Raw genomic sequence first — 20111 nt, forward strand, 5'->3', positions numbered from 1 at the left:
AGGCTTGCCTCTCCGGCAAATTAAAAAAATCTCTAATACTGTGACTGTCTGTCTCCCGGAGGAAGCAGGTCCGGGGGAATTACGACTCCGCTTTCCGGGTCGACTCCTCTTTTTTCCAACCACATCTTTGCCTCTGGGCTCAGTTGGTCCGGGAATTTCTCAAAACGATCCAAACCCAAATTTTCTTCAAAAGAATCCGCAGGAACTGAATCTTTCAAGGATCCTTTCAGGAAAAAATAGATGATCCCTATGCTGAGAAGAGACCAAAGAGTGGCGATGAGATAACCCAAAAATAAAACGGCGATCGGCACTTCTTCGTGGGATAGATCTTCCGGAGTGAGTCCGGACATCCAAAAGGCGAGAATTCCCGCATCCGTTTCGGGGAGTTTGTCCGCAAAGTCGGAAAGATCGTAGATGGAGTAGAGAGATATGCTAGTGCCTAGAAATACGAGAGTCAAAATCGATATAGATTCACCTAACATTCCTATGACTAAAACTCCCACTCCCCAGAAAATTCCGGTGAAGTAGGCTAATTCGCCTAGCTTAGAATAAATGACACTGACGGAGATCAAAAGGAGTCCGAAAAGGATCAAAGTTTGACGCGCATTTTTTCCTGCAAACCCCAGTTTGAGAAGCAGGCCTCCTACAAGGGAGGATCCTATATAACCTGCGGATACCACCAAGATGAAGGAACCTCGAAATGACGCAGGAGTCGCAATCGTTTCTCCTCCTTCATTCCCGTGCAGAGCGATCCCTTTCACCATACCGCCGGTAAACAATGCGGCACTGGCATGGCAGATCTCATGAATGAGTACTACGAATTCTTTTAGATACGATGTTACATGGTGATCCCAAAAAGCGACAAGGCTGAGGATCAACGAAAGAAAGATCGCAAATTTGACCGGTTTGTCAGACATAGCCTTTCTGATTATCGGCTAGTTTTCCCGGAAAGAGAGACCAATAAAAGTAATATCGTCCGTTTGTTCCTTCGATCCGCGAAATTGTAGGATTTTATTTTCCAGGGCACTAGGGATCTCTCGGACACTCAAATCATCGTGAAAATGTAAAAACTCGATTAAGGATTCCTCTCCGAACAGTTCTTCGTTCTCTCCGAACGTTTCAGTAATACCGTCGGAAAAAAGGAATAGTTTTGTGCCGGATTGGAGACGCAGTTCTTGGGCTTGGTAATCCGTTTCCATGATTCCTAAAACTCTTTGGGTTTTCGGATGGGTGATGATGTTTCCGTTTTGTTCCATTTCCAAAAGCGCTAAGTGGCCTGCATTGATGAATTTGAATGTTTTTTCTTTCGAATCCAGAACTCCACCTAACAAAGTCATGAATTCGTTTCCTTTGTAACGAGCGCGGAAGAAGGAATTGATTTCTCTGAAAAGTCCTTCCAAAGAAGTTCCGTTTCTCAATTGTTCCCTGACAATCCCTTTGATGGCACTGACTAAAAACCCGGTACCTAAACCGTGCCCCGCAACATCACCTAACAAAATGATCATTTTACTGGAGGATACAGGAATGATATCCAAATAATCTCCCGAGATACCTACGGCAGGTTTGGAGATATAACCGTATTCTATGTTTTTGATTTCGCTAGGGAGAATCAATCGAAGAGTGTTGTCGACGATGGATGCTGTTTGGATGTCTCTTACGATTTTTCTTTTTTGGATTTCCGCTTCCAGCAGGCTGTAGTTCTCCAAAAGCATTCCTGAAATTTTCACCACTTCATTGATGAATTTCAATTCTCCGATGGAAAAATATTTTTTATCCGCCTTCTCCCCTAAAAGAATCATCGCTTTAATGTTCTTTTTGCTGGAGGAGAGATCGTAAGCAGGGAAGGCCAACTGGACCCCCAAACCTTTTAAAAAATTATAAAGAGTTTCTCGTAGTCCGATTCCGTATTCGAGATGGGAAGTCACTGTCACTCTATCGTTGTTTATGAAGTAATTCCATATCTCCGATTGGGAAGGGATTCTCATAAAGTTGATATTGCGTAGATCGGTTCTTGCGAATTGATCTCCCGGAATGAGTATGATGATGTTAGAAACGTTCAACGTTTCCATAACGGTTCGATTTATGGAAAGAATCGTTTTTCTCATCGTGATGGGAGAAGAAATGAGTTCAGTAATTTTATCGATTCCTCTACTCAATGTTTTGTTTTTTTCAAAGAACCAATAGTCGATCCATTGTTTGGTTTTAAGTTTGATGGGGATCAAATAGGAAGTGAGGATGAGCAAAAAAAGTAAATTGAGAAACCATCGATCTTTCAAGTAAGGGACTGGGAAAACGAAATCCAGAATCAAAACGATTCCCCCGTACAAACCTGCCGTCAAAGTAACTAAAACAATTGTTATAATGGTAGGAGTGAAGATTACGAAAGAAGGAACGAAGGTATATCGATATGTTCCGTAAAAGAAAGTGATGATGAACAGTACATACGTCAGGAAAAAAAGATATCTGGGTGCGAAGAACCAAGGATGTCCGTTGAAAAAAATCAAACTGATCGGAAGGCTGATGTACAAACCGATGGAAATCAAAAGAGAGATTCTTTTGAAAAGAGCTTCGTTTTGAGGTTTGATTCGGATCAAGTCCGAAAAGTTCATCCCTAAACTCACCAATCCGAAAGTGGCATTGAGCCCGTGAGCGATCGTAGCCATTTTCTCCAAAAGCGCCATGTCTGTCGTTTCTTGAGAAGCGACAATGGCGACTACAAAAGCGATGATCATCTGAGGAAGAAGCCATTTGGAAGGAATTTCCTTCCCTCGTAAGCGATAGATTAGGTGGTAATTTAAGAAAGCGCCTATATAGAGAGAAAAGAAGAACGGAAAAATAGAATTTCGGTAAGCAAGAATGAAAATACTGGTAAGAAGAGTTATTCCTAAATTGAAGAAAAAGGCGAAGATCAAACCGTCTCTTGTGGAATAATAAAAATAAACGGCAGCGATTAGAGTGAAAAAGGCCAAAAATAAATCGAAATAAAATACATTCAAAATCTCTAATTTTTGAAATTGGACGAGTTTGAATTCGCGAGCTTTATAATTTCCTTCCTCGTCCAAAATCCGGACCGAGTAGTAATCGTCAAAGGCGGAAAGTTCCCTTTTTTCGAAACGGGTTAGATCGTCTTTATGAGCCTTTTTACCCCAAAGATCCTTGTTGTCTTCTCCTACGTTTATGATCAGACCGGAAGAATAATAAAAGAATGGCAGTCTAGTCGTTGTTTGTTGGATTCCAATGAAGGAAAAAAACAATAATAGAAAAAACAGAAATGCGGAAAAGATAGTAATGGCAAGTTCTCTCATTGCACAACCGTCTCTTGAAAACTGAATTTTAGGATGGGTTCTTTCCCTTGAAGGATCAATATGGGTCCTTTTTCCATTTGAATCATATTTTTCCAGCCGATGCTGGCGACCACTTCCTCATTGTCGTTTTCACGAGTGATGCGAAGTTGTTTTCCTTCTTGGATCAAATACAATTCGCTGTACCCGATTTTGCCTATGATGAGTTCGTAACGATCTTTCCATTCCAATTTTTGAAATGTAGATTGAATCAAAGTTTTGATGTCGGAAAAACCTTTTAAAATTCTGAGTTGGGATTGGGCATACACCACACCTAAAATATAAGAAAGAAGAATTCCTATATGTTGGTAACTTCTTCCCGCATTCAAAACAACGAAGAACCAAGATCCATCCTCCACTTGGAAAAACTCCACAAGGTTTCCGTGGCTTCTAGGATAAGCTTTGATCATCCAACCTGGAAGTTCGGGAATGGTTCCCGTTTCCAAAAGGTTCTGCACTCTTTCCGCATACTCCGCTTCTTTTCTGTATTTTTTATTTTCGGCGATATGATAAGAGAGAATATGATTGTGAATGGTTAGAGCAGATTGGCCAGCTAACAAAGATAGAGTGTGTGCCGCATCCGCATTGGGAATATTGGAAACAGCTAAAAAACCGAATAATTTTTCCCGAAACAGAAACGGATAAATATAATTCGCATGTAGTTCCAAAAAATCTCCGTTGATTTCGGGAGAGTGGATGGCTTCCGTCACCGAGGCTCCCGATTTTTTACTTCTTAGGAATTCCTGGAAGTTTTGTTTTACTTCGATGTCTTTGGTAGGGCTGAGTTTTTTTTGTCGGCCTCGGAAGTAAGTATGAAAAGAGAATGTTCCTTTCGGAGAAAGGACCGCCATCGTTCCCAATTGGCTTTCCGTGATTTTCACCATATCGGGAAACACATGTTTTACGAGAGCATCGTAATTGAACTGTTTGATTGCCTGTCGAAAAGATTCCGCATCTTCAGTGAGATATTCGGAAAGAAAACGAACTCTTAGACTTTTCGCCATCCTCTCGATGAGAGGGAGATAAATCACGATAGAGATAGCGGCCACAAGAATGAAAGTGAGTTCCAAATGATAGGTGAGGGAACGAGGGATTTGTTTATACACCACATAGTAAGTCGCAAAAACAATGAAGATATAGAGAGTCCTAGTTACGATTGTGGTGATAGACACCTTCAATTGGTAACTGGAAGGAAGCAGAGACTTGATCCATTGTTTTAGTTTATGGAACTTCATGTAGTGTAATAGGCGTTCTCTTTGATGTAACCTTCGGTTAAATCGCAGCTCCAATATGTTTTTTGCACATTTCCGCTTCCTAACTCGACCGTAATGACGATCTCTTCTTCTTTTTTCAGATACTCGGCAATCTTTTGTTTGGTGATTGCATCCGCTCCTTTTACGGGAATGCCTCCCAGATAAATGGAAAGTTGATCGTAAGGAATCGGTTCGTCGAACACTTTACCCACAGCCATCACGAATCTTCCCCAGTTAGGATCTCCTCCGTAAATAGCCGTTTTGATCAGAGGAGAGTTTAAAATTGATTTGCCGATTTTGTTCGCTTGATTTTCGTCTCTAGCTTGTTTGACGGTGAGTTCTAGAAGTTTAGTCGCACCTTCTCCGTCTCTAGCTATTTTTTTCGAAAGATCGATGGCGATGGACTCCAGATGTTCGTAGAATAGATCATCCGAAATGGTTCCCGCAAGGCCGGAACACATAAGCACGACCGTATCACTTGTGGAAGTATCCGAATCGATTGTGATGCAGTTATAAGAACGATCCACGGCTTTTTTCAAAAGTCCTTTGATGTCTCCCGATTCAGGAAGGAAGTCTGAAATGATATAAGACAACATGGTCGCCATATTCGGTTCGATCATACCTGCCCCTTTCGCCATTCCGAACATCACTCCATTAGACGAACCGTTTTGAATCTCCCTGTAGGAGATTTTTTTACGGGTATCTGTCGTCATAATCGCTTCCGCAACCTCATCCAGATTTCCCGGTTTTAAGTATTGTTTGGCGGTTTGGCAGGCAGGGATGAGTTTTTCCATAGGAAGAGGAACTCCGATGACTCCTGTTGAAGAAGGAAGAATATTGCGGGGATCGATGGAGAGTGATTTGGCGACTTCTGCGCAGATTTGATAGGAATCGTCGATTCCCTGTTTACCTGTGGCAACGTTCGAATTTTTGGAATTAATAACGATCGCTTGTAGTTTTCCGTCTTGGATATGATCTCTCCCGACAATGATGGGAGAACCGGGATAATTATTTCTAGTGAAGACTGCTGCCGCCTGACAGATGTTCTCTGAATAAATGACTGCGAAGTCTAAGGTATTGTCTTTAATTCCTATATTTCTGCCGAAGGAGTGAATTCCAAGAGGGTATTTCATATTCAAATTTCCAATGCCACAATAAAATTGGGGCATCTAGGTTACTAAACCTATTTTTTAGGAAATTCAAAAGTAAAAATAGATCCGCCTTTGGGATTTTGAGAAACGTAAACTTCTCCCGAATGAAGCCTTGCGATGTGTTTCACAATGGAAAGACCTAGGCCTGTGCCTCCTTCTTTGCGGGAACGATTCGTATCGACTCGGAAAAATCTTTCGAAAATTCTTTCCGCATCTTCCGGAGAGATTCCGATTCCTTCATCAATCACTTGGATTTTGAATTTTTCGGACGACTCATCCGCTTTTACAAGCACCAAGGAACCTTCCGGTGAATAAGCGGATGCATTGGAAATCAAATTCACTAGTACATCTTCTAAGAGAACCCGATCCGCATACACCTTTAAGGTTTTGGAAACTTCCAGGCGCAGGGTTTGATTTTTGTTGGATAAGATGACTCCCAAAGAATCGGAAACGGTTTGAAGAAGTTCGAAGAGGGAGAAAAAGTCAGCATTTAGAATGGTTTTATGATTTTCCAGTCGGGAGATTGTGAGCATATCTTCCACGATTCGGATCAAACGATCCGTGTTTCTTAGAATCGCATCCAGGAATTTTCTTTCATTGGAATTCGGAAGAAGATTGAGTTTGTATTCCAGTGTTTCCGCATAACCTTTGATAGATGTAATGGGAGTTTTCAACTCGTGGGATGCATTTTGAAAGAATTGTTCCCGTATCAGCTGATTTTGTCTGTCTTCGGTTACGTCCAAAATCACACCGATATAGAGATAGATCATATCGTTCGATTTGATGGGATAAATTCTTGCTGTATAAAAATGATTTCCTTCTTGGAACTCGGTTCTGCCTTCTGCGGACTTTTTGATTTTGCTTTCCATAAACTGAAGCAGTTCCCTGTTTTTAACGGAGGATTTGATCTCTTTGAAGCTTGAGTTTTCGGAAATGATGGAACTGGGAATGTTTCGATTCAGAAACAGAAATTTTTTATTTCCATCGATGGCGAAAACACCTTCTTTCAGGTTTTGCAGCAGATAATTGAATTTTTCCTTTTCTACGGTTAGATCCAAAAATTGATTTTTGAGACGTTTCGCCATCTCGTTGATGGAAGAAGTTAAATTCGCAAGCTCGAGAATGTCGGGAGAAGATAACTCCACTCCGAAATCCCCCGCATTGATTTCTTTGGTTTTCTTTTCGATCATCGACAAAGGGTCTGTGACTTTTCTGGCGATGGTGATGGAAATATAGAATGTTCCGAAGATGGCTACTATGACGTAGAGGAAAAGAAGTATAGGGCGAAACTGGGGATTGATGAAATCCTCTAAAAAGATAACTCCTACGGCTAATGCCAGTAAAACGAGTAGCAGCCCCCAGTTGAGAAGTAGAAGTGTGGAAAAAAAACTACGCATCCCGGAAACGATACCCGACGCCACGGATGGTTTCCAGTCTTTCTTTTTCATCCAGAAGTTTATCGCGAAGTCGTTTTATGTTTACATCGACGGTTCTATCCGTCACAAACACATCTTTTCCCCAGATTCGATCCAATAGTTTGTCTCTTGAGAACGCCACACCCGGGTTAGATGCGAATAATTGTAAAAGTTTGAATTCGATGAGAGTTAGATCGATTTCTTTACCGTCCACATGTACTTTATGAGCGGTAGGATTGATTTGAATTTTTCCGGTGGAAACAGTGCCGATGATTTCCGTTGTGGAAGGGTCGGTATTTCTTCTAGTGACCGTTCTCACTCTGGCAACTAATTCTCGTATATTGAAAGGCTTGCGGATATAGTCGTCAGCACCTAACTCTAAACCTAAAACCACATCGGTTTCCCCGGTTTTTGCGGTGACCATTAGGATGGGGATTTGAGGATATTTTTCCTTGATTCGTTTGCACAGATCCATACCTCCGATTCCAGGAAGCATGACATCCAATATGATTCCGTCAGGAAGATGTTTTTCCAAACGAGGAAGCACTTCCATTCCATTATGACAAACGTCTACTTGGAAACCTTCTTCTTCCAAATGAAACTGAATGAGGCTTGCGATATCCTCTTCATCATCAACAACAAGTATTTTCATGAATTAGTAATAAACGTATCCTAAAATCATTACAAAAAGAATACAAAACGGTTACGACTTGGGAAAAGAGTCTGCCGGAGTTATGACAGATCTCGAATGTCCCGAATCGCCTGTCTTTGTCGAATCAGTAAAAAACCTAGGAAACCCACGAAGAGAAAAAGGCCGAGCCCGTAGACCCAAAGCAGGCTTCTCAGTCTGGCTTGTTCTTTTTCGATCGCTTGCATTTCTTCCAAGTGAGAAATTAGAAAATAAAAATGGTCGATCTTCGGGTAACTTTCCTTAGCTTCTTTGCGAAGTTGAGTGATGAGTTCTTTCGTATCTTCCTTATTTAATTTTTCCACCAAAGGAAAGGTTTTCTCCAAATCCATTTCCAAAAATTCTTTGGGGCTGGGAAGGGGTGCCGGTTGGCTTTGGGAAAAAACGGGAAACGAAATCAAAAGGAAAAGAGAGAGTAAAAAAGGGTACAAAGAAATTAAACCTCGTGAAACCCAAGTTTATCTTTCCATTCCTTTAGAAAAGGAATTCGCATGTTCATCAGAAGAAAACCGAGAACCATAGAATAAAAACAAAAGAATAAACTGGAACTGATTAAAATAGGAAGAAGGGAATAGGTGGATCCGAAGAGCCAGCCTCCCAAAAAAAGAGTTCCGATCGGAATCAAAAACAATGTGAAGGAAAAAGCAAGCCCTGAGATCAAAAACTTCAAAGGAAGAATTTGGTTGAGAACTCGAAAACTCAAAGAAGGGGAAACCTGTTGGTTTTTCAACAAAGGATCCGGAGAAAGGAAAAGGGCTTCCTGGTTTTGTTTGCTTCGCTTATTCATGTTTCCACCACTTCCGAATCAAATCTTTGCCTCTGGAGATATGGCTTTTGATGGTATTGATTTTGATGTTCATATCCTCAGAAATTTCTTTCAAGGATCGATTTTCAAAATAGTGAAGCAGGATGGGTTTTTGATAAGCAATAGGAAGTTTGGATATTAAATGTCTGAGAAGATGTCCTTCTTCTTCATGAGCCAATTGGTCTGCGAAAGAAGGAGTGACATTGGGAACTTGTGTAGGAAGAGAATCGTCCCAAGTCTGAGTGGAAAGTTTTTTCTTTTTGAAATGTTTGGAGATTTGGTTTCTTGCGATTTGAAACAACCAAGTGGAGAACTGAGCTTCTCCTCGGAAGGTACTCAAAGATTCGTAGGCTTTGAGAAAAACTTCTTGGGTAAAATCTTCCGCTTCTTCGGAACTGGAGAACGCTTTGTTGGCTTGAGAAAGTACCATTGCTTGGTACCTTTTCATGAGTTTTTCGAATTGGGACGCATCACCTTTTAGGACTGCCTGAATGGAGTCCCAATCTTCTTGGTTGCAGGCCCTTTCGGGGGCGGCTATTTGCTTTGTTTGTAGTAGGTCAAGAGACCTAGCCCAATTGCGAATGGTATTAACCCTCCGAGCATCGCCATGGAACGACCCAAGACGAGTATAAATACAAAGGATAGTGCAAATCCCGTGAATGTCAACAAAAGACCCAGGAAAAAGGAATAGGCCCTTAGATCGAAGCTCCAGGGCTTGTACTGCCCGGATTGGATGAGAGCCATCTTTTGTTTATGCCACCATTGAAATAGAAAGAAGAGAAGAGTTGTCCCGAAAATGATCCCTACGTTCGGAACTAGGTAGAGGATGATTTTATAAGAAGAACGCTCTTCGTTGAAGTTCTGAATTTCTGTCAGCAGTCTTAAAATTTCTTGGTATTGTTCGGGAGTCATACTACTTCTTGTTCCATGAGTCCGGAAGCGTAACTTCCGATTAGACTCATTCCTTCCTGCCTGTCGCATTGGAAAATCTGAATTCCAATACTATTATTTTCGGACTCATTTTCTGCAAGTTTGATGCTTCTTAAAGTTCCGAAAAAAGTATAAGGAAGAGAATTGATTTCGATTTGAAAGGAGACAGGGGAACCAAGCACTCTTCCTTCGATCATCTGTCTGTTTTGAATGTAGATTCCGATCCCTCCTCCGTTCTGGCTGATGTCTCGAATTTGTCCTTGCTGAGCCACCGTTTCCCAATCTTTCGCATAAGAGAATTCCAGTTGGAATACGAACTCTTCCGCTCTTGCATCTAAAAAAGAAATCAAAGGAGAGATTCCTCCTTGTCCATCGATGTCATTCTGTAAGGCGGCGTTTCCTAGATCGGGAAGATTGCTTATGATTTCAAAATAACCTAAAAGCACTTTGCTTGTGGAAAATACCGGAAGGATTAACACCGATTTGATGTTGTTTAAAAGCAGATTGTCCATAAGCGATCTTACGTAGTTTTCGCTCAATTTTTTAGGAGAGAAAAAACCTCTGTCCGTATAGAATATCCTGCGATTGGCATCTCTTAAATAATAAGGAGTTTTTGATGCGGCCAAAGCTTCCATCAAAGGAGTGTCAGCCGCATAAAAAAATCCGATATTCACCCGTTTGATGAAATATCCGTAGCTTGTGAGAAGCTGCTCCAAATGCATCTGCCATTGTGTTAGAGATTGGTTGATCAAAGATGTTTTTCCATACAAGGAAATGATCGTGCCTAGATCGGCCGTTTGGGCGATTTTGATTTCTTTGGCGGAAACGGAATCGATATTCGCCCGTTTGGCGGATCTCTCCAACGGTTCGATCAAAACTTCCGTAACTTGGAAAAGATCTTCCTGATAAGGATTCACTTGTTTGATTTTCAGTTCCACCCGATTCTCTTTCAGTACGCAGGAAAGAGTGTTCGGTTTGGAAACCATCGGCTCTTGAGCCGCCAAATGAAAATGAACCGACTTGATGATATCGTTGACCGCGGATGGATTTTTTACGTTGTATTTTTGTTTGCTCTGCGGGTCTGTCAGCGATGTGGAAGATAATTTGGAAAGGATTCCCAAAACAGTTCTTTGATCTGTCAGTCTGTATTTTTTCATGTCTAAACTAATATGATTCAGAAACTGTTTCTATTTGCCATAGTTTTACCATCTTTTTTCCCATTATGGTCGGAAAAACCCACATTCGAATATTCGGGAAAAGCGTACGACTTGAGTTCAGGAAAGTACCTGTATTCGGACAACCACAGTGAATATTTCAAAAACGGGATACACAGGTATTCTGAAATCGTATATAAGAATGCGGAAGGAAAACCTTTCGCAAACAAACATATCGAGTTTTTTCCCAATGCATGGGCTCCCAGTTTCGTTATGGAAGATTTTCGAGACGGTTATCAAGAAGGAGCGGAGGTGCAGGATAAATCAGTGCGCCTCTTTTTCAAACGCAAAAGAGAAGATGCTTTGGAGGAAAAAACGTACGTACCACGTTCTCCTGCAGTGATGGACGGAGGCTTCGATCATTTCGTCCGTTCCAACTGGGAGAAACTTTCTGCAGGAGAAAGGATGAGCTTTCGTTTTTTGGCTCCTGTCCAGTTGGATGATTATCTTTTTGCTGTGGAAAAAATCAAAGATGATACTTGGAAAGAGAGAAAGGCACTTTACTTAAAATTGGAAATCGACAATTTTATATTGAAGAGGCTGATCAAACCGATCCTGCTTGTTTACGATTATAAAACAAAAAGGATCCTTCAATACGAAGGAATTTCGAACATCAACGATCCGAACGGCAAAAGTTTAAAAGTAAAAATCATATATGATTATCCTAAGGAAATACTCATAGATTGACCCAGAGAGACTTCGCACAATTTTTTAAAAATCCCAGGGAATGGAAAGAGGATCTAGTCGCAGTCGGAGGGGACTTCGGCGTAGAACGGTTGCTTTATGCCTATACTCACGGAATTTTTCCCTGGTCGGAAGATCCTATCCGCTGGTATTCACTCGACCCCAGAGCGATTTTCGATTTAAAAAACGCCCGTTTTTCCAAAACAGTGCAAAGAAAAATCAGAAAGGGAATGTTTCGAATCACTTATAATGAAGCATTCGATGCAGTGATGCAAGGTTGTTCCTACAGGGAAAAAGACAATACTTGGATCACTTCCGGTTTTTTCAAAGGATACAATCAACTTTATAAATTAGGCTGGGCGCATAGCGTAGAGGCTTGGAACGAAAAGAACGAACTAGTGGGGGGTGTTTACGGAGTTGCGATCGGTAAGTTTTTTGCGGGAGAATCCATGTTCGCTTACGAATCGGATGCCGGTAAAATCGCTCTGTTTCACCTTTTTGAAAAACTAAAACAAAGCGGTTTCACTCTATTCGACACCCAGCAGTTGAATCATGTGACTTGGTCATTGGGAGCGTATGAGATTCCCAAATTTTCCTATTTGGAGCGACTGGAAAAAGCGGTTTCTTCACCGGATCAGTGGATCATTCCACTGTGATTTTATCCAACTCGTCCAGATTCATCACCCAAACTTCCGTTATTTCATTCAACATTTTCAGTAGATCTTCTTTTTGGGATTTTTGGTTCGCATAAGGATCGATATGCGAGTATTTTTTTAGAACTGCGACAGCTTTTGCAAAAGGCAGAGTGGTGCGAAGTATCTCAAATTCCTGAATCCCCACATCCGGATTTTTTTCATTTTTAACATACAATGGTTTGGATAGACTCAGAGTGATTTCTCCCACTTCATAAGGAGCTAATGCGAATGAGAGTCTGCTGAGGACCAGTGCCTGTACTAAAAAAGTGTTCTTTTTGTATTCCTCTTGTGAATCGAATGTGAGTGCTGTGGAACCACCGTAACTGACAAGGACTGACCAACGTTTGTCTGTAGGATTCAAAATCATTTTCCATTCTTTCAGTTGATCTTGTAAGATCATAGGAATGAACTGAGCGATTGCTTCTTCCGTTTTTATGTTCTGGTTTTTTTGAATGGCAGTGATTTCTTCTTTGCCTGCCTGCTTTTTGCTGCACTGCACAGTAAGACAAAAAACTGTGAAAAGTAAAATCGATAAAAAAGATGAATGCTGCTTCATGTTATGTTTTGGATTTTTGTGAGTTCAGTTCCTTAGGGATACCTCCAACTAACATCTTCCCATACATGATCCAATCGGATATGAAGGATAAGAAAGGATACTTAAATGTGGCAGGTCTGTTTCTTTCTATGAGGAAATGACCTATCCATGCAAAAAAATAGCCGGAGAGTAAAGCACCCAATAAAGCGAAAGGGTTACCGCTCACTGCAAAACCTAAGATGAATCCCAAGGCCAAAGAAGAGCCGATAAAATGCAAAGCTCTATTGATAGGATGGCTGTGTTCAGTTAGATAGAAGGGAAAAAATTCCTTTAGATTTTTATATCTTGGGGATGTGGTTTGTGATTCGCTCATACTCGTACTTCCTTTCGAAAAAGGATATTCTTTTTTTTAAATTCTGCCAACTACAATTCTATTGCCGGAAATCTGTTTTGTATGTGGTTTGAACCCGGTTCAAGTGGTCGAAAAAACAGCCGTTTCTACTCAATAATCTTCCAAAAGTTAAACGAAAACAAAAATAATGTTGCACGTTAGAAGGCCGTACCTAATCTGCATTAACATTTAAAAATATAACAAAGAACAAACTAATAAAACAAGTTTCATTTAGAGGTGCCTATGAAACCAAAAGCAATTAAATCTGATGAGTTATCGAAAATCTTCTCAGACTTAAAAAAAGGGGAGGAATCTTCCATCGGAAGTTATCTGATTAAAGGTGTTCGTCTTCAAATCAGCAAGTACAATCTGTCTGGTGCAGAGAGAGTACAGTTGCTTTATAAAAGAAGAAGAACGCAAGGACTATGCATCGTGTGCGGTAAGAAGGTAACAAAGAAAAATACTTCTACCGGTCAACTCTACCGTTTGTGTGAAGAACATAGAAACAAAATAGACAAAGGAACTGTGAAGTAGTTCTCGCTCTTAAAAAATCTGTCTGCGCCCTTTCAGGCTCAGTTCTTTCGGGAATTGAGGCGCAGAACAACGACAGGTAGGGTGGGTTTCTTTCAGAAGCTCACCTGAAACCCTTCCTCTCTCCTCCTCAAACCGACCGAACTCAGAATCAATTTTCTTTTTTAAGTTCCGACTTTCTGATTTCTAATTTTTTCCAAACTTCTGTTCTTTCCTCTTCCGAATAGCTCGACCAGCGCCCGATTTCTTCGAGGGTTCTGTGGCATCCGGCGCAGAGACCTGTTTCAGGGTCCATCATACATATTTTGGAGCAGGGGGATTTTAGCGACATAGTGACTAAAATGGTAAATTTTTATAAATTTTCCTAAGCATGTTTCAAATTCCGTCGATCCTTCATTTGAGGGAACAAGGGAAGGGGACCGAATGTTGGATTGGGTAGAATCGCTTAGAAGTTTATTTACTAATGAAATAGACTGTTACAAACGCCTCCTGGAATGGGAAGGCAAAAAAAGAATCGCAATCCATGCTGCCGACGGAAAGGCACTAGAATCCTGTGTAAAAGAGAGTTACCACATTATGGTTGAGGCTTCCGAATTGGAAAGAATTCGAATGAAGACCATAGAAGATGTTTATAAGAAAGAACAATTCGAAAAAGCGGAAGCAAGCGTTACACTCACTCATTTTTTAAACCAGATGGACAGAGAGTCCAATTTCAAACTCAAAGGTTTTGCGCAAGATTTGAAAGCGACCGTTCAAGATCTGAAAGAAGCCATTCTATTGAACGAAAAACTTCTCAAGACCAGAAAAGAATTTTTACAAAACACGATCGATTCTCTTCACGAACAGGCGAGAGAAAAAGTTTATACGTCTAGCAAACAACCGATTCGGCGAGGGCAGGCCCAAAAGAGTGCGGTCATTCTGAACGCTACTGCCTAGGAGTTAAGTTTATGGGATCCACATTTCAAGGAATCGAAATCGGGAAAAGAGGGCTTTCCGCCCACCAACAGGCAATTCAAACCACTGGTCATAACATATCCAATGCGGATAACAAACATTATGCTCGCCAAAGAGTAGTTATGAACAGTATGGATCCGATTTACGAGCCGGCTTTGAACAGAGCGGAAGTGGCGGGCCAAATCGGACAAGGAGTGAAAGTTGCTGAAATCGAAAGAGTCAGAGACAATTTCATCGACGATAGAATTATAGATTCATCCTCTCTCAAAGATTATTGGGGCAAAAAGAACGATTATCTCTACCAAGTAGAGACTGTATTCAACGAGCCGTCAGGTACCACATTACGATCTCTTATGGACAATTTTTGGTCTTCTTGGGAAGATCTTTCCAGTTATCCGGAAGAAACGGCGCACAGAGCGGTCGTTCAGGAAAAAGCGGAAGGTCTGGGCAGTCGAATGGAAGACGTATTCCGTAAGCTCACTCAATTGAGAGATCAGTCGAACCGCGAAATCGAATCCAAAGTAAATCATTTGAATACGGTAGCTGAGAACATTAAATCTCTCAACGAAAAGATTACAAAATCACAAGCATTAGGTGACAATCCTAACGATCTTTTGGACAGAAGAGACGAACTTTTGCAGGAACTTGCGGGTATGGTGGATATCACCATCGGAAGAAGTGATGAAGATGAGCTTATGGTTTTCATCGGTCAGCAGATTCTTGTGCAAGGACAAAAAGTTCATAAAATCAATATCGTAGGAAACCCGAACAACGACGGGCTTTTGGATATGCAATGGTCCGAAACGGGAAGTCCTGTTCTTCTTAGAAAAGGAAGCATTCAGGCTCTTTATGAAATCAGAGATAAGATACTTGTGGAGAAAATCAATTCCGTAGATGCTCTCGCCATCAATGCGATGGATGTGATCAATGAGATCCACAAAGACGGTTTCGGTCTGAATGGAAAAACGAATTTAAACTTTTTCGAACAAAGGTCCTTAGCCACAAATACGTTCGGCGAAATCGATACGGACGGGGACGGAGTGAACGATAAAACGGCTGTTTTTCGGGTCACAGGAAGGACTTCTTTAGATCCGGATCGTCCCATCGGAATCAGTGGAACTCTTCGTTTTTTGAAGGCAACGGATAGAGGAGAAGAGGAAGTTTTGGTTCCTTACTCCAAAGACGATACTTTGAACGCAGTCATCAAAAGAATCAACCGCTCCGAAACTGGTGTGGTCGCCTACATGTCACACGACAATCAATTGGCGATGAAATCGACGACTCAGCCTTTTAACAAAAAGGAAAACTTCATCATCCGTCACTTGGAAGACTCCGGAGAATTACTCGTAGGTTTGACTGGAATTTTATCCGCAAGCGGAGCCGCAGGATCTTTCGATTATAGAAAGTTAGGGGAATTGAATAAGTTCCAGGCAAACTCGCAAGACATCACTCTCACTCCTATGTATCATCCTTCCGCATTCTTTAAGATGTCGGAAGACGTTCGGAACAATCCTGCGAATATCGCTGCTGCGAGAGGAAAGGATGTTGGCGGAACGGGGGATTATAATTCACCTAATGGACATAAGGATGGAACGAATGCGCTTTTGATTGCCGCTGCGCTTCGGGAAAAACCGGTGATGTTCGATTATTCCAAAACGACGGACGATTTTTATAATTCCTTGATTTCCCGTTTGGGAACGGAAGCTCGTGAAGCGAACCAGGAATATACCACTCAAAACGAATTGATGGTAGAGCTGGAAAATATGCGTCAATCCGTAATGGGTGTGAACCTGGACGAAGAGATGGCGAATATGGTACAGTTCCAACAATCTTACAATGCTTCTGCGAGAATGATCTCCACATTAAACGAAATGTTAGATACCATTATCAACAGGTTAGGTGTATAGTATGATACGTATCACCAATATGATGCAGAATAACTCGCTTGTGCGGAACCTAAACCGTCATCAAGTGTCTATGGACGAGACCCAAAACCAATTGGGAACCGGTTTGAAGATCCGCAAACCTTCCGATGATCCCGGAGCGGCTACGAACCAAATGTTCTTTCGTTCCAGACTCAACGAACTAGCGCAATACGAAGAAAATATCGGGGACGGTTACCAAAGACTCCAACAAATCGACGGAGTTTTGGACAAGATGGGAGAGATTTTCCAGAGAGTCCGTGTTTTGACCGTCCAAGCGGGAAACGGTATTTATCAAGGAGATAAAGGTTTCGAATTGGAAGTGGCGATCGGTAAAGAGATCGACCAACACCTTCGTGCCATTGTGGATCTTGCCAATGCAAGAGATGCTACCGGACAACCTTTGTTCGGTGGTTTTGTGACAGAACGTCCTCCTTTCGAACCGATCGAATCCAAAATCAAAGGTCTGCAAGGTTTGGAATTGAAGAACCAATATGTGGGCGTAGAATACAGAGGAGATATCGGAGAGCAGCTTCGCGAAATCGAAAAAGGAGAATACATCCCTGTCACCATTCCAGGAAACAAAGTTTTCTGGGGAACGAACGTAAGTGTGACGAGTAAGGTGGATAACTCTTCTTATCAGGCGACTTCCGACCAAGTATTCAAAATCGATAACGTAGAGGTTCATATTTCCGTTGGAGATACGATCGATGACATCATCGATAAAATCAATAATGCTCCTTTGGAAGTGAAAGCGAGTAAACTGGCGCAAGATAATATTTCCATTTCCTCCACGGCACCTCATCAGATTTGGATGGAAGATGTGGCGGGAGGAACCGTTCTAAAAGACATCGGTCTTATCGAACCTTCCGCAAGCGAACCACCGAATAACTATTCTAAGTCGGCAACAGTAACCGGACTTTCCGTTTTCGATGTTTTGATTCAGTTGAGAAACGATTTAATTCAGAAAGATCAGGAAAGAATCGGCGGTCGCGACTTGGGCGATTTGGATTTGGCTTTGGAAAACATTCTCAGACACAGGGCAACCGTAGGTGCTAGAATGAATCGTATGGAACAGCATGAAGAACGTGTTTCTTACGATAAAATGTACATGACCGAACTTCTCGCGAAAAACGAAGGGATCGATTTCCCTGAAACCATCATGAACATGAAGTGGTTGGAAACAATTCATAGTTATGCGTTGAACGTGGGCAGTAAAATCATTAAACCTACATTGATGGATTTTTTACGTTAAAAGACAGGACTTAGAATGGCAGTTACGATACATACAAAACCTTTTGGAACCATTCAGGTTGATTCCAGACAAATTTTACAATTTCCACAAGGCCTTCTCGGATTTGACGAATACAATGAATTCGCTCTCATCGAGGAAAATGCGGAAAGCCCTTTCAAATGGCTTCAATCCACTCAAGAATCGGGTTTGGCTTTCATTCTCATTCAGCCGGATCTTTTTCTTACGAATTACAAACCGGTGATTTCGGAAGATGAACTTACCGACATCGGAATCAAAGATTGGAAAGACGGGATTATTTTTCTCATCGTTACCATTCCTCACGATAATCCCAGAGGGATGACAGCCAATCTGCAAGGCCCCATCATCATCAACGGAAAAGAAGGCAAAGGGAAACAATTTATTTCTCGTGACGAAAATCACCCTATCCGAAAAAGTATCGTCGAATCGATGGAAGAACCTTCTTCCCAAACGGTATAATAAGTGTTAGTTTTAGCAAGAAGAAGCAATCAATCCATAATGATAGGTGATGATATAGAAATCGTCATTGTGGATATCAAGGGAGACCAGGTCAAAATAGGAGTGAAGGCTCCTAAAAACGTTTCGGTTCATCGTGCTGAAGTTTATAAAGAGATTCAGGAAGAGAATAAAAAAGCCGCAGGAACCACGATCAAACCGGAAGATCTGGGTAAGTTGAGCGATATCTTTAAAAAGAAACCTTAAATATTCTGCCCGATTCTCCAAAGAACACCGGAAGGATCGATCACTATAAAATCGATCATCTTCCAGGGCTGTTCTTCCGGTTCAGTGATTTTGATTTTATATTTTTCCGCCAGTTTTACTTCCTTTAGGCGGTCGTACCACGCTTGTACATCCTCCACCAAAAGATGCATCATCAAGTTTTCCGCTAACTCTTTTACGCAAAAGTCCTGCAATAGAAAGCTGCAGTTTCCGAAAGCGAAATAGGAAACTCCTCCTCCCTCCGATTTCATTTCAAAGCCCATGTCTTGATAAAATGTTTGGGACAGTTTGTAATTTTGGGCAGGCACGAATGCTTTGATTTCTACCGTTCTTAGTGAGGATTCCATAAAGAGAAAGCTTGGGAAGGGATGGGAAAAAGTCAATGAGAATTAGTCTCAAAATGGGGACCGGACTTTCGTTTTTGGTTTTCTTCGCAGTCCCCTTCTTGAATTTTTGATGTTCAGGATATCTTTTTGAAACGAAAGTTCTTAGTTTGGTTTTTGCCTTTGGTTGCCGTTTTTTTACAAAGGTTGGTCGGTCTCACTTCCAGCATCAGGGTTCTGGGAGATGAATCTTACAATAGTTTGGTGAAGAATAAATCTCCGCTCATCCTTTCCATCTGGCACACGAATGTGCTCTATTCTCCTTATTTGCACAGAGGTAAAAACGTCGCTGTTTTGATTTCGGAATCCAAAGACGGAGATTTCATCAATGAAGTGGTGCATCGATTCGGGAATACGAGCATCCGAGGCAGTTCCTCAAAAGGAGGATCTAAAGCTTTAAAGGCGATGATCCTTCATCTAAAAAAAGGTTTTTCTGCAGCGTTCACTCCGGACGGACCGAGAGGTCCTGCTTTGATCGTACAACCAGGGTTAATCGCTGCCGCACAAGTGACTCAAGCTCCTATCGTGCCTTTTCATTACGAATGTAGCAGGCAATGGATTTTGGAAAAAGCCTGGGACAAACATAGAGTGCCTAAACCTTTCACTACATTCGTCGTTTGTTACGGAAATCCTATTTATATTCCTCGGGAAATGAATGATGAAGAATTCGAAACGCAGAGAATTCTAGTGGAAAAAGCGATGTTGGAAAATAGGCAGAGAGCGATCGACGAAGCGGAAAGACTAAGGAATCATTAAATTAGAAAATCTTCTTGTTTTCTACTTCCGGGTGTAGTGTGATGAGTCATGGCAAATTCTTTCGCACAAGATGTAATCGTCCGCACTGAAAAAAAGAAATACGAAACTTCCATCGATACCGGCCAGCATCGTTGGACTGCGGACGAACCTGTGGAATCGGGAGGAACCAATTTAGGACCGGCTCCTACTCAGATTCTTGTGGCGGCTTTGGGGTCTTGTACGTCGATCACCATACGCATGTATGCCGATAGAAAAGAAATGCCTTTGGATGCCGTAGAAGTTTCTTTGAATCTTGAAAAAACGGCTCCCGACCAAAATAAAATCATCAGAAAAATCAAACTTGTCGGTAATCTAACAACTGAACAACGAGAAAGGCTTTTGTCGGTTGCGAACGCCTGTCCTGTTCATAAATTGTTGAGCGGTAAAATCGAAATTGAAACCGGTCTTTCCGACTGATCTTTCGGAGATCG

Annotated in this window: 25 protein-coding genes; 10 read left to right on the forward strand and 15 right to left on the reverse strand. The window is 41.5% G+C overall.

Features of this window, described 5'->3' with window-relative positions; all coding sequences use genetic code 11:
- Window positions 1-32 precede the first annotated feature (32 nt).
- The 11 genes from EHS15_RS18440 to EHS15_RS18490 form a co-directional block, all read right to left on the reverse strand.
- Window positions 33-917, reverse strand: coding sequence for a M50 family metallopeptidase (locus tag EHS15_RS18440; protein ID WP_135762060.1), 885 nt, complete (start codon window positions 915-917; stop codon window positions 33-35).
- Between the two features lie 18 nt (window positions 918-935).
- Window positions 936-3305, reverse strand: coding sequence for a PP2C family protein-serine/threonine phosphatase (locus EHS15_RS18445; protein WP_135762061.1), 2370 nt, complete (start codon window positions 3303-3305; stop codon window positions 936-938).
- The gene (locus tag EHS15_RS18450; RefSeq protein ID WP_135762062.1) at window positions 3302-4576 is read right to left on the reverse strand and encodes a hypothetical protein; all 1275 of its coding nucleotides are present in this window, start codon (window positions 4574-4576) and stop codon (window positions 3302-3304) included. Before EHS15_RS18450 ends, EHS15_RS18445 begins: the two co-directional genes overlap by 4 nt.
- Window positions 4573-5727: a bifunctional glutamate N-acetyltransferase/amino-acid acetyltransferase ArgJ gene (gene argJ / locus EHS15_RS18455; protein ID WP_135762063.1), complete on the reverse strand. Its 1155-nt coding sequence runs from the start codon at window positions 5725-5727 to the stop codon at window positions 4573-4575. The genes EHS15_RS18450 and argJ overlap by 4 nt, the downstream gene beginning before the upstream one ends.
- A 50-nt stretch (window positions 5728-5777) precedes the next feature.
- A complete protein-coding gene (locus tag EHS15_RS18460) occupies window positions 5778-7142 on the reverse strand; it encodes a HAMP domain-containing sensor histidine kinase (protein ID WP_135762064.1) in 1365 nt (454 codons plus the stop codon).
- Window positions 7135-7812 (reverse strand): response regulator, encoded by a 678-nt coding sequence (locus tag EHS15_RS18465; protein ID WP_135762065.1) that lies wholly within the window; start codon window positions 7810-7812, stop codon window positions 7135-7137. The genes EHS15_RS18460 and EHS15_RS18465 overlap by 8 nt, the downstream gene beginning before the upstream one ends.
- 80 nt (window positions 7813-7892) lie before the next feature.
- Window positions 7893-8279 (reverse strand): hypothetical protein, encoded by a 387-nt coding sequence (locus EHS15_RS18470; RefSeq protein ID WP_246052303.1) that lies wholly within the window; start codon window positions 8277-8279, stop codon window positions 7893-7895.
- Between the two features lie 5 nt (window positions 8280-8284).
- On the reverse strand, window positions 8285-8635 hold the full coding sequence (locus tag EHS15_RS18475) for a hypothetical protein (RefSeq protein ID WP_135762066.1): 351 nt from the start codon (window positions 8633-8635) through the stop codon (window positions 8285-8287).
- Window positions 8628-9101, reverse strand: coding sequence for an RNA polymerase sigma factor (locus tag EHS15_RS18480; RefSeq protein ID WP_135762067.1), 474 nt, complete (start codon window positions 9099-9101; stop codon window positions 8628-8630). The genes EHS15_RS18475 and EHS15_RS18480 overlap by 8 nt, the downstream gene beginning before the upstream one ends.
- 86 nt (window positions 9102-9187) lie before the next feature.
- On the reverse strand, window positions 9188-9565 hold the full coding sequence (locus EHS15_RS18485; RefSeq protein WP_135762068.1) for a DUF6249 domain-containing protein: 378 nt from the start codon (window positions 9563-9565) through the stop codon (window positions 9188-9190).
- Window positions 9562-10740, reverse strand: a complete 1179-nt coding sequence (locus EHS15_RS18490) for a hypothetical protein (RefSeq protein WP_135762069.1) — start codon at window positions 10738-10740, stop codon at window positions 9562-9564. Before EHS15_RS18490 ends, EHS15_RS18485 begins: the two co-directional genes overlap by 4 nt.
- Before the next feature lie 111 nt (window positions 10741-10851).
- Between EHS15_RS18490 and EHS15_RS18495 the strand changes: the two genes are divergently transcribed.
- A complete protein-coding gene (locus tag EHS15_RS18495) occupies window positions 10852-11484 on the forward strand; it encodes a hypothetical protein (protein WP_246052304.1) in 633 nt (210 codons plus the stop codon).
- Window positions 11481-12137, forward strand: coding sequence for a leucyl/phenylalanyl-tRNA--protein transferase (gene aat / locus EHS15_RS18500; protein ID WP_135762071.1), 657 nt, complete (start codon window positions 11481-11483; stop codon window positions 12135-12137). The genes EHS15_RS18495 and aat overlap by 4 nt, the downstream gene beginning before the upstream one ends.
- On the opposite strand, the gene EHS15_RS18505 is transcribed toward aat, so the two are convergent.
- Window positions 12124-12732, reverse strand: coding sequence for a hypothetical protein (locus EHS15_RS18505; protein WP_135762072.1), 609 nt, complete (start codon window positions 12730-12732; stop codon window positions 12124-12126). The two genes, aat and EHS15_RS18505, sit on opposite strands and share 14 nt — an antisense overlap.
- A 1-nt stretch (window position 12733) precedes the next feature.
- Window positions 12734-13084, reverse strand: a complete 351-nt coding sequence (locus tag EHS15_RS18510; RefSeq protein WP_135762073.1) for an Mpo1-like protein — start codon at window positions 13082-13084, stop codon at window positions 12734-12736.
- 261 nt (window positions 13085-13345) lie between these two features.
- Between EHS15_RS18510 and EHS15_RS18515 the strand changes: the two genes are divergently transcribed.
- Complete coding sequence (locus EHS15_RS18515) at window positions 13346-13636, forward strand: LIC10235 family protein (RefSeq protein ID WP_135762074.1); 291 nt, start codon at window positions 13346-13348, stop codon at window positions 13634-13636.
- A 148-nt stretch (window positions 13637-13784) separates the two neighbouring features.
- Here EHS15_RS18515 and EHS15_RS18520 read toward each other — a convergent pair whose 3' ends face one another.
- Window positions 13785-13964 carry a DUF1289 domain-containing protein gene (locus EHS15_RS18520; protein WP_135762075.1) on the reverse strand — a complete coding sequence of 60 codons (180 nt, stop codon included), beginning with the start codon at window positions 13962-13964 and terminating at the stop codon, window positions 13785-13787.
- 92 nt (window positions 13965-14056) lie between these two features.
- Between EHS15_RS18520 and flgN the strand changes: the two genes are divergently transcribed.
- From flgN to csrA, 5 genes are read left to right on the forward strand one after another with little or no spacing between them, the layout of a single operon-like run.
- Window positions 14057-14569, forward strand: coding sequence for a flagellar export chaperone FlgN (flgN, locus tag EHS15_RS18525; protein WP_135762076.1), 513 nt, complete (start codon window positions 14057-14059; stop codon window positions 14567-14569).
- Between the two features lie 11 nt (window positions 14570-14580).
- A complete protein-coding gene (gene flgK / locus EHS15_RS18530; RefSeq protein ID WP_135762077.1) occupies window positions 14581-16494 on the forward strand; it encodes a flagellar hook-associated protein FlgK in 1914 nt (637 codons plus the stop codon).
- Between the two features lie 4 nt (window positions 16495-16498).
- Window positions 16499-17764 carry a flagellar hook-associated protein 3 gene (locus EHS15_RS18535; RefSeq protein ID WP_246052310.1) on the forward strand — a complete coding sequence of 422 codons (1266 nt, stop codon included), beginning with the start codon at window positions 16499-16501 and terminating at the stop codon, window positions 17762-17764.
- 15 nt (window positions 17765-17779) lie between these two features.
- Window positions 17780-18241 carry a flagellar assembly protein FliW gene (fliW, locus tag EHS15_RS18540; RefSeq protein ID WP_135762079.1) on the forward strand — a complete coding sequence of 154 codons (462 nt, stop codon included), beginning with the start codon at window positions 17780-17782 and terminating at the stop codon, window positions 18239-18241.
- A gap of 3 nt (window positions 18242-18244) precedes the next feature.
- Window positions 18245-18484, forward strand: a complete 240-nt coding sequence (csrA, locus tag EHS15_RS18545) for a carbon storage regulator CsrA (RefSeq protein WP_135762080.1) — start codon at window positions 18245-18247, stop codon at window positions 18482-18484.
- Here the strand turns inward: csrA and EHS15_RS18550 are convergent.
- Window positions 18481-18849 carry a VOC family protein gene (locus EHS15_RS18550; protein ID WP_135762081.1) on the reverse strand — a complete coding sequence of 123 codons (369 nt, stop codon included), beginning with the start codon at window positions 18847-18849 and terminating at the stop codon, window positions 18481-18483. The genes csrA and EHS15_RS18550 overlap by 4 nt on opposite strands.
- Window positions 18850-18975: 126 nt before the next feature.
- Here EHS15_RS18550 and EHS15_RS18555 point away from each other — a divergent pair, with 126 nt between their 5' ends.
- Both EHS15_RS18555 and EHS15_RS18560 read left to right on the forward strand, forming a co-directional pair.
- The gene (locus EHS15_RS18555; protein ID WP_135762082.1) at window positions 18976-19641 is read left to right on the forward strand and encodes a lysophospholipid acyltransferase family protein; all 666 of its coding nucleotides are present in this window, start codon (window positions 18976-18978) and stop codon (window positions 19639-19641) included.
- A 48-nt stretch (window positions 19642-19689) separates the two neighbouring features.
- Entirely contained in the window at window positions 19690-20097 is a 408-nt protein-coding gene (locus tag EHS15_RS18560; RefSeq protein WP_135762083.1) for an OsmC family protein, read from the forward strand.
- Window positions 20098-20111: the final 14 nt, after the last annotated feature.

Origin of the sequence: Leptospira idonii (assembly GCF_004770995.1) — a bacterium.
GTDB lineage: Bacteria > Spirochaetota > Leptospiria > Leptospirales > Leptospiraceae > Leptospira_A > Leptospira_A idonii.

Excerpts from the sequence above, each read along its gene's own strand:
- EHS15_RS18550 (WP_135762081.1), bottom strand. The coding sequence starts at position 18,849 with ATGGAATCCTCACTAAGAACGGTAGAAATCAAAGCATTCGTGCCTGCC.
- EHS15_RS18440 (WP_135762060.1), bottom strand. The coding sequence starts at position 917 with ATGTCTGACAAACCGGTCAAATTTGCGATCTTTCTTTCGTTGATCCTC.
- EHS15_RS18515 (WP_135762074.1), top strand. The coding sequence starts at position 13,346 with ATGAAACCAAAAGCAATTAAATCTGATGAGTTATCGAAAATCTTCTCA.
- EHS15_RS18520 (WP_135762075.1), bottom strand. The coding sequence starts at position 13,964 with ATGTCGCTAAAATCCCCCTGCTCCAAAATATGTATGATGGACCCTGAA.
- EHS15_RS18485 (WP_135762068.1), bottom strand. The coding sequence starts at position 9,565 with ATGACTCCCGAACAATACCAAGAAATTTTAAGACTGCTGACAGAAATT.
- EHS15_RS18510 (WP_135762073.1), bottom strand. The coding sequence starts at position 13,084 with ATGAGCGAATCACAAACCACATCCCCAAGATATAAAAATCTAAAGGAA.
- EHS15_RS18490 (WP_135762069.1), bottom strand. The coding sequence starts at position 10,740 with ATGAAAAAATACAGACTGACAGATCAAAGAACTGTTTTGGGAATCCTT.
- EHS15_RS18480 (WP_135762067.1), bottom strand. The coding sequence starts at position 9,101 with ATGAAAAGGTACCAAGCAATGGTACTTTCTCAAGCCAACAAAGCGTTC.
- EHS15_RS18450 (WP_135762062.1), bottom strand. The coding sequence starts at position 4,576 with ATGAAGTTCCATAAACTAAAACAATGGATCAAGTCTCTGCTTCCTTCC.
- flgK (WP_135762077.1), top strand. The coding sequence starts at position 14,581 with ATGGGATCCACATTTCAAGGAATCGAAATCGGGAAAAGAGGGCTTTCC.
- EHS15_RS18445 (WP_135762061.1), bottom strand. The coding sequence starts at position 3,305 with ATGAGAGAACTTGCCATTACTATCTTTTCCGCATTTCTGTTTTTTCTA.
- EHS15_RS18560 (WP_135762083.1), top strand. The coding sequence starts at position 19,690 with ATGGCAAATTCTTTCGCACAAGATGTAATCGTCCGCACTGAAAAAAAG.
- argJ (WP_135762063.1), bottom strand. The coding sequence starts at position 5,727 with ATGAAATACCCTCTTGGAATTCACTCCTTCGGCAGAAATATAGGAATT.
- EHS15_RS18460 (WP_135762064.1), bottom strand. The coding sequence starts at position 7,142 with ATGCGTAGTTTTTTTTCCACACTTCTACTTCTCAACTGGGGGCTGCTA.
- EHS15_RS18465 (WP_135762065.1), bottom strand. The coding sequence starts at position 7,812 with ATGAAAATACTTGTTGTTGATGATGAAGAGGATATCGCAAGCCTCATT.
- flgN (WP_135762076.1), top strand. The coding sequence starts at position 14,057 with ATGTTGGATTGGGTAGAATCGCTTAGAAGTTTATTTACTAATGAAATA.
- EHS15_RS18505 (WP_135762072.1), bottom strand. The coding sequence starts at position 12,732 with ATGAAGCAGCATTCATCTTTTTTATCGATTTTACTTTTCACAGTTTTT.
- EHS15_RS18475 (WP_135762066.1), bottom strand. The coding sequence starts at position 8,635 with ATGAATAAGCGAAGCAAACAAAACCAGGAAGCCCTTTTCCTTTCTCCG.
- fliW (WP_135762079.1), top strand. The coding sequence starts at position 17,780 with ATGGCAGTTACGATACATACAAAACCTTTTGGAACCATTCAGGTTGAT.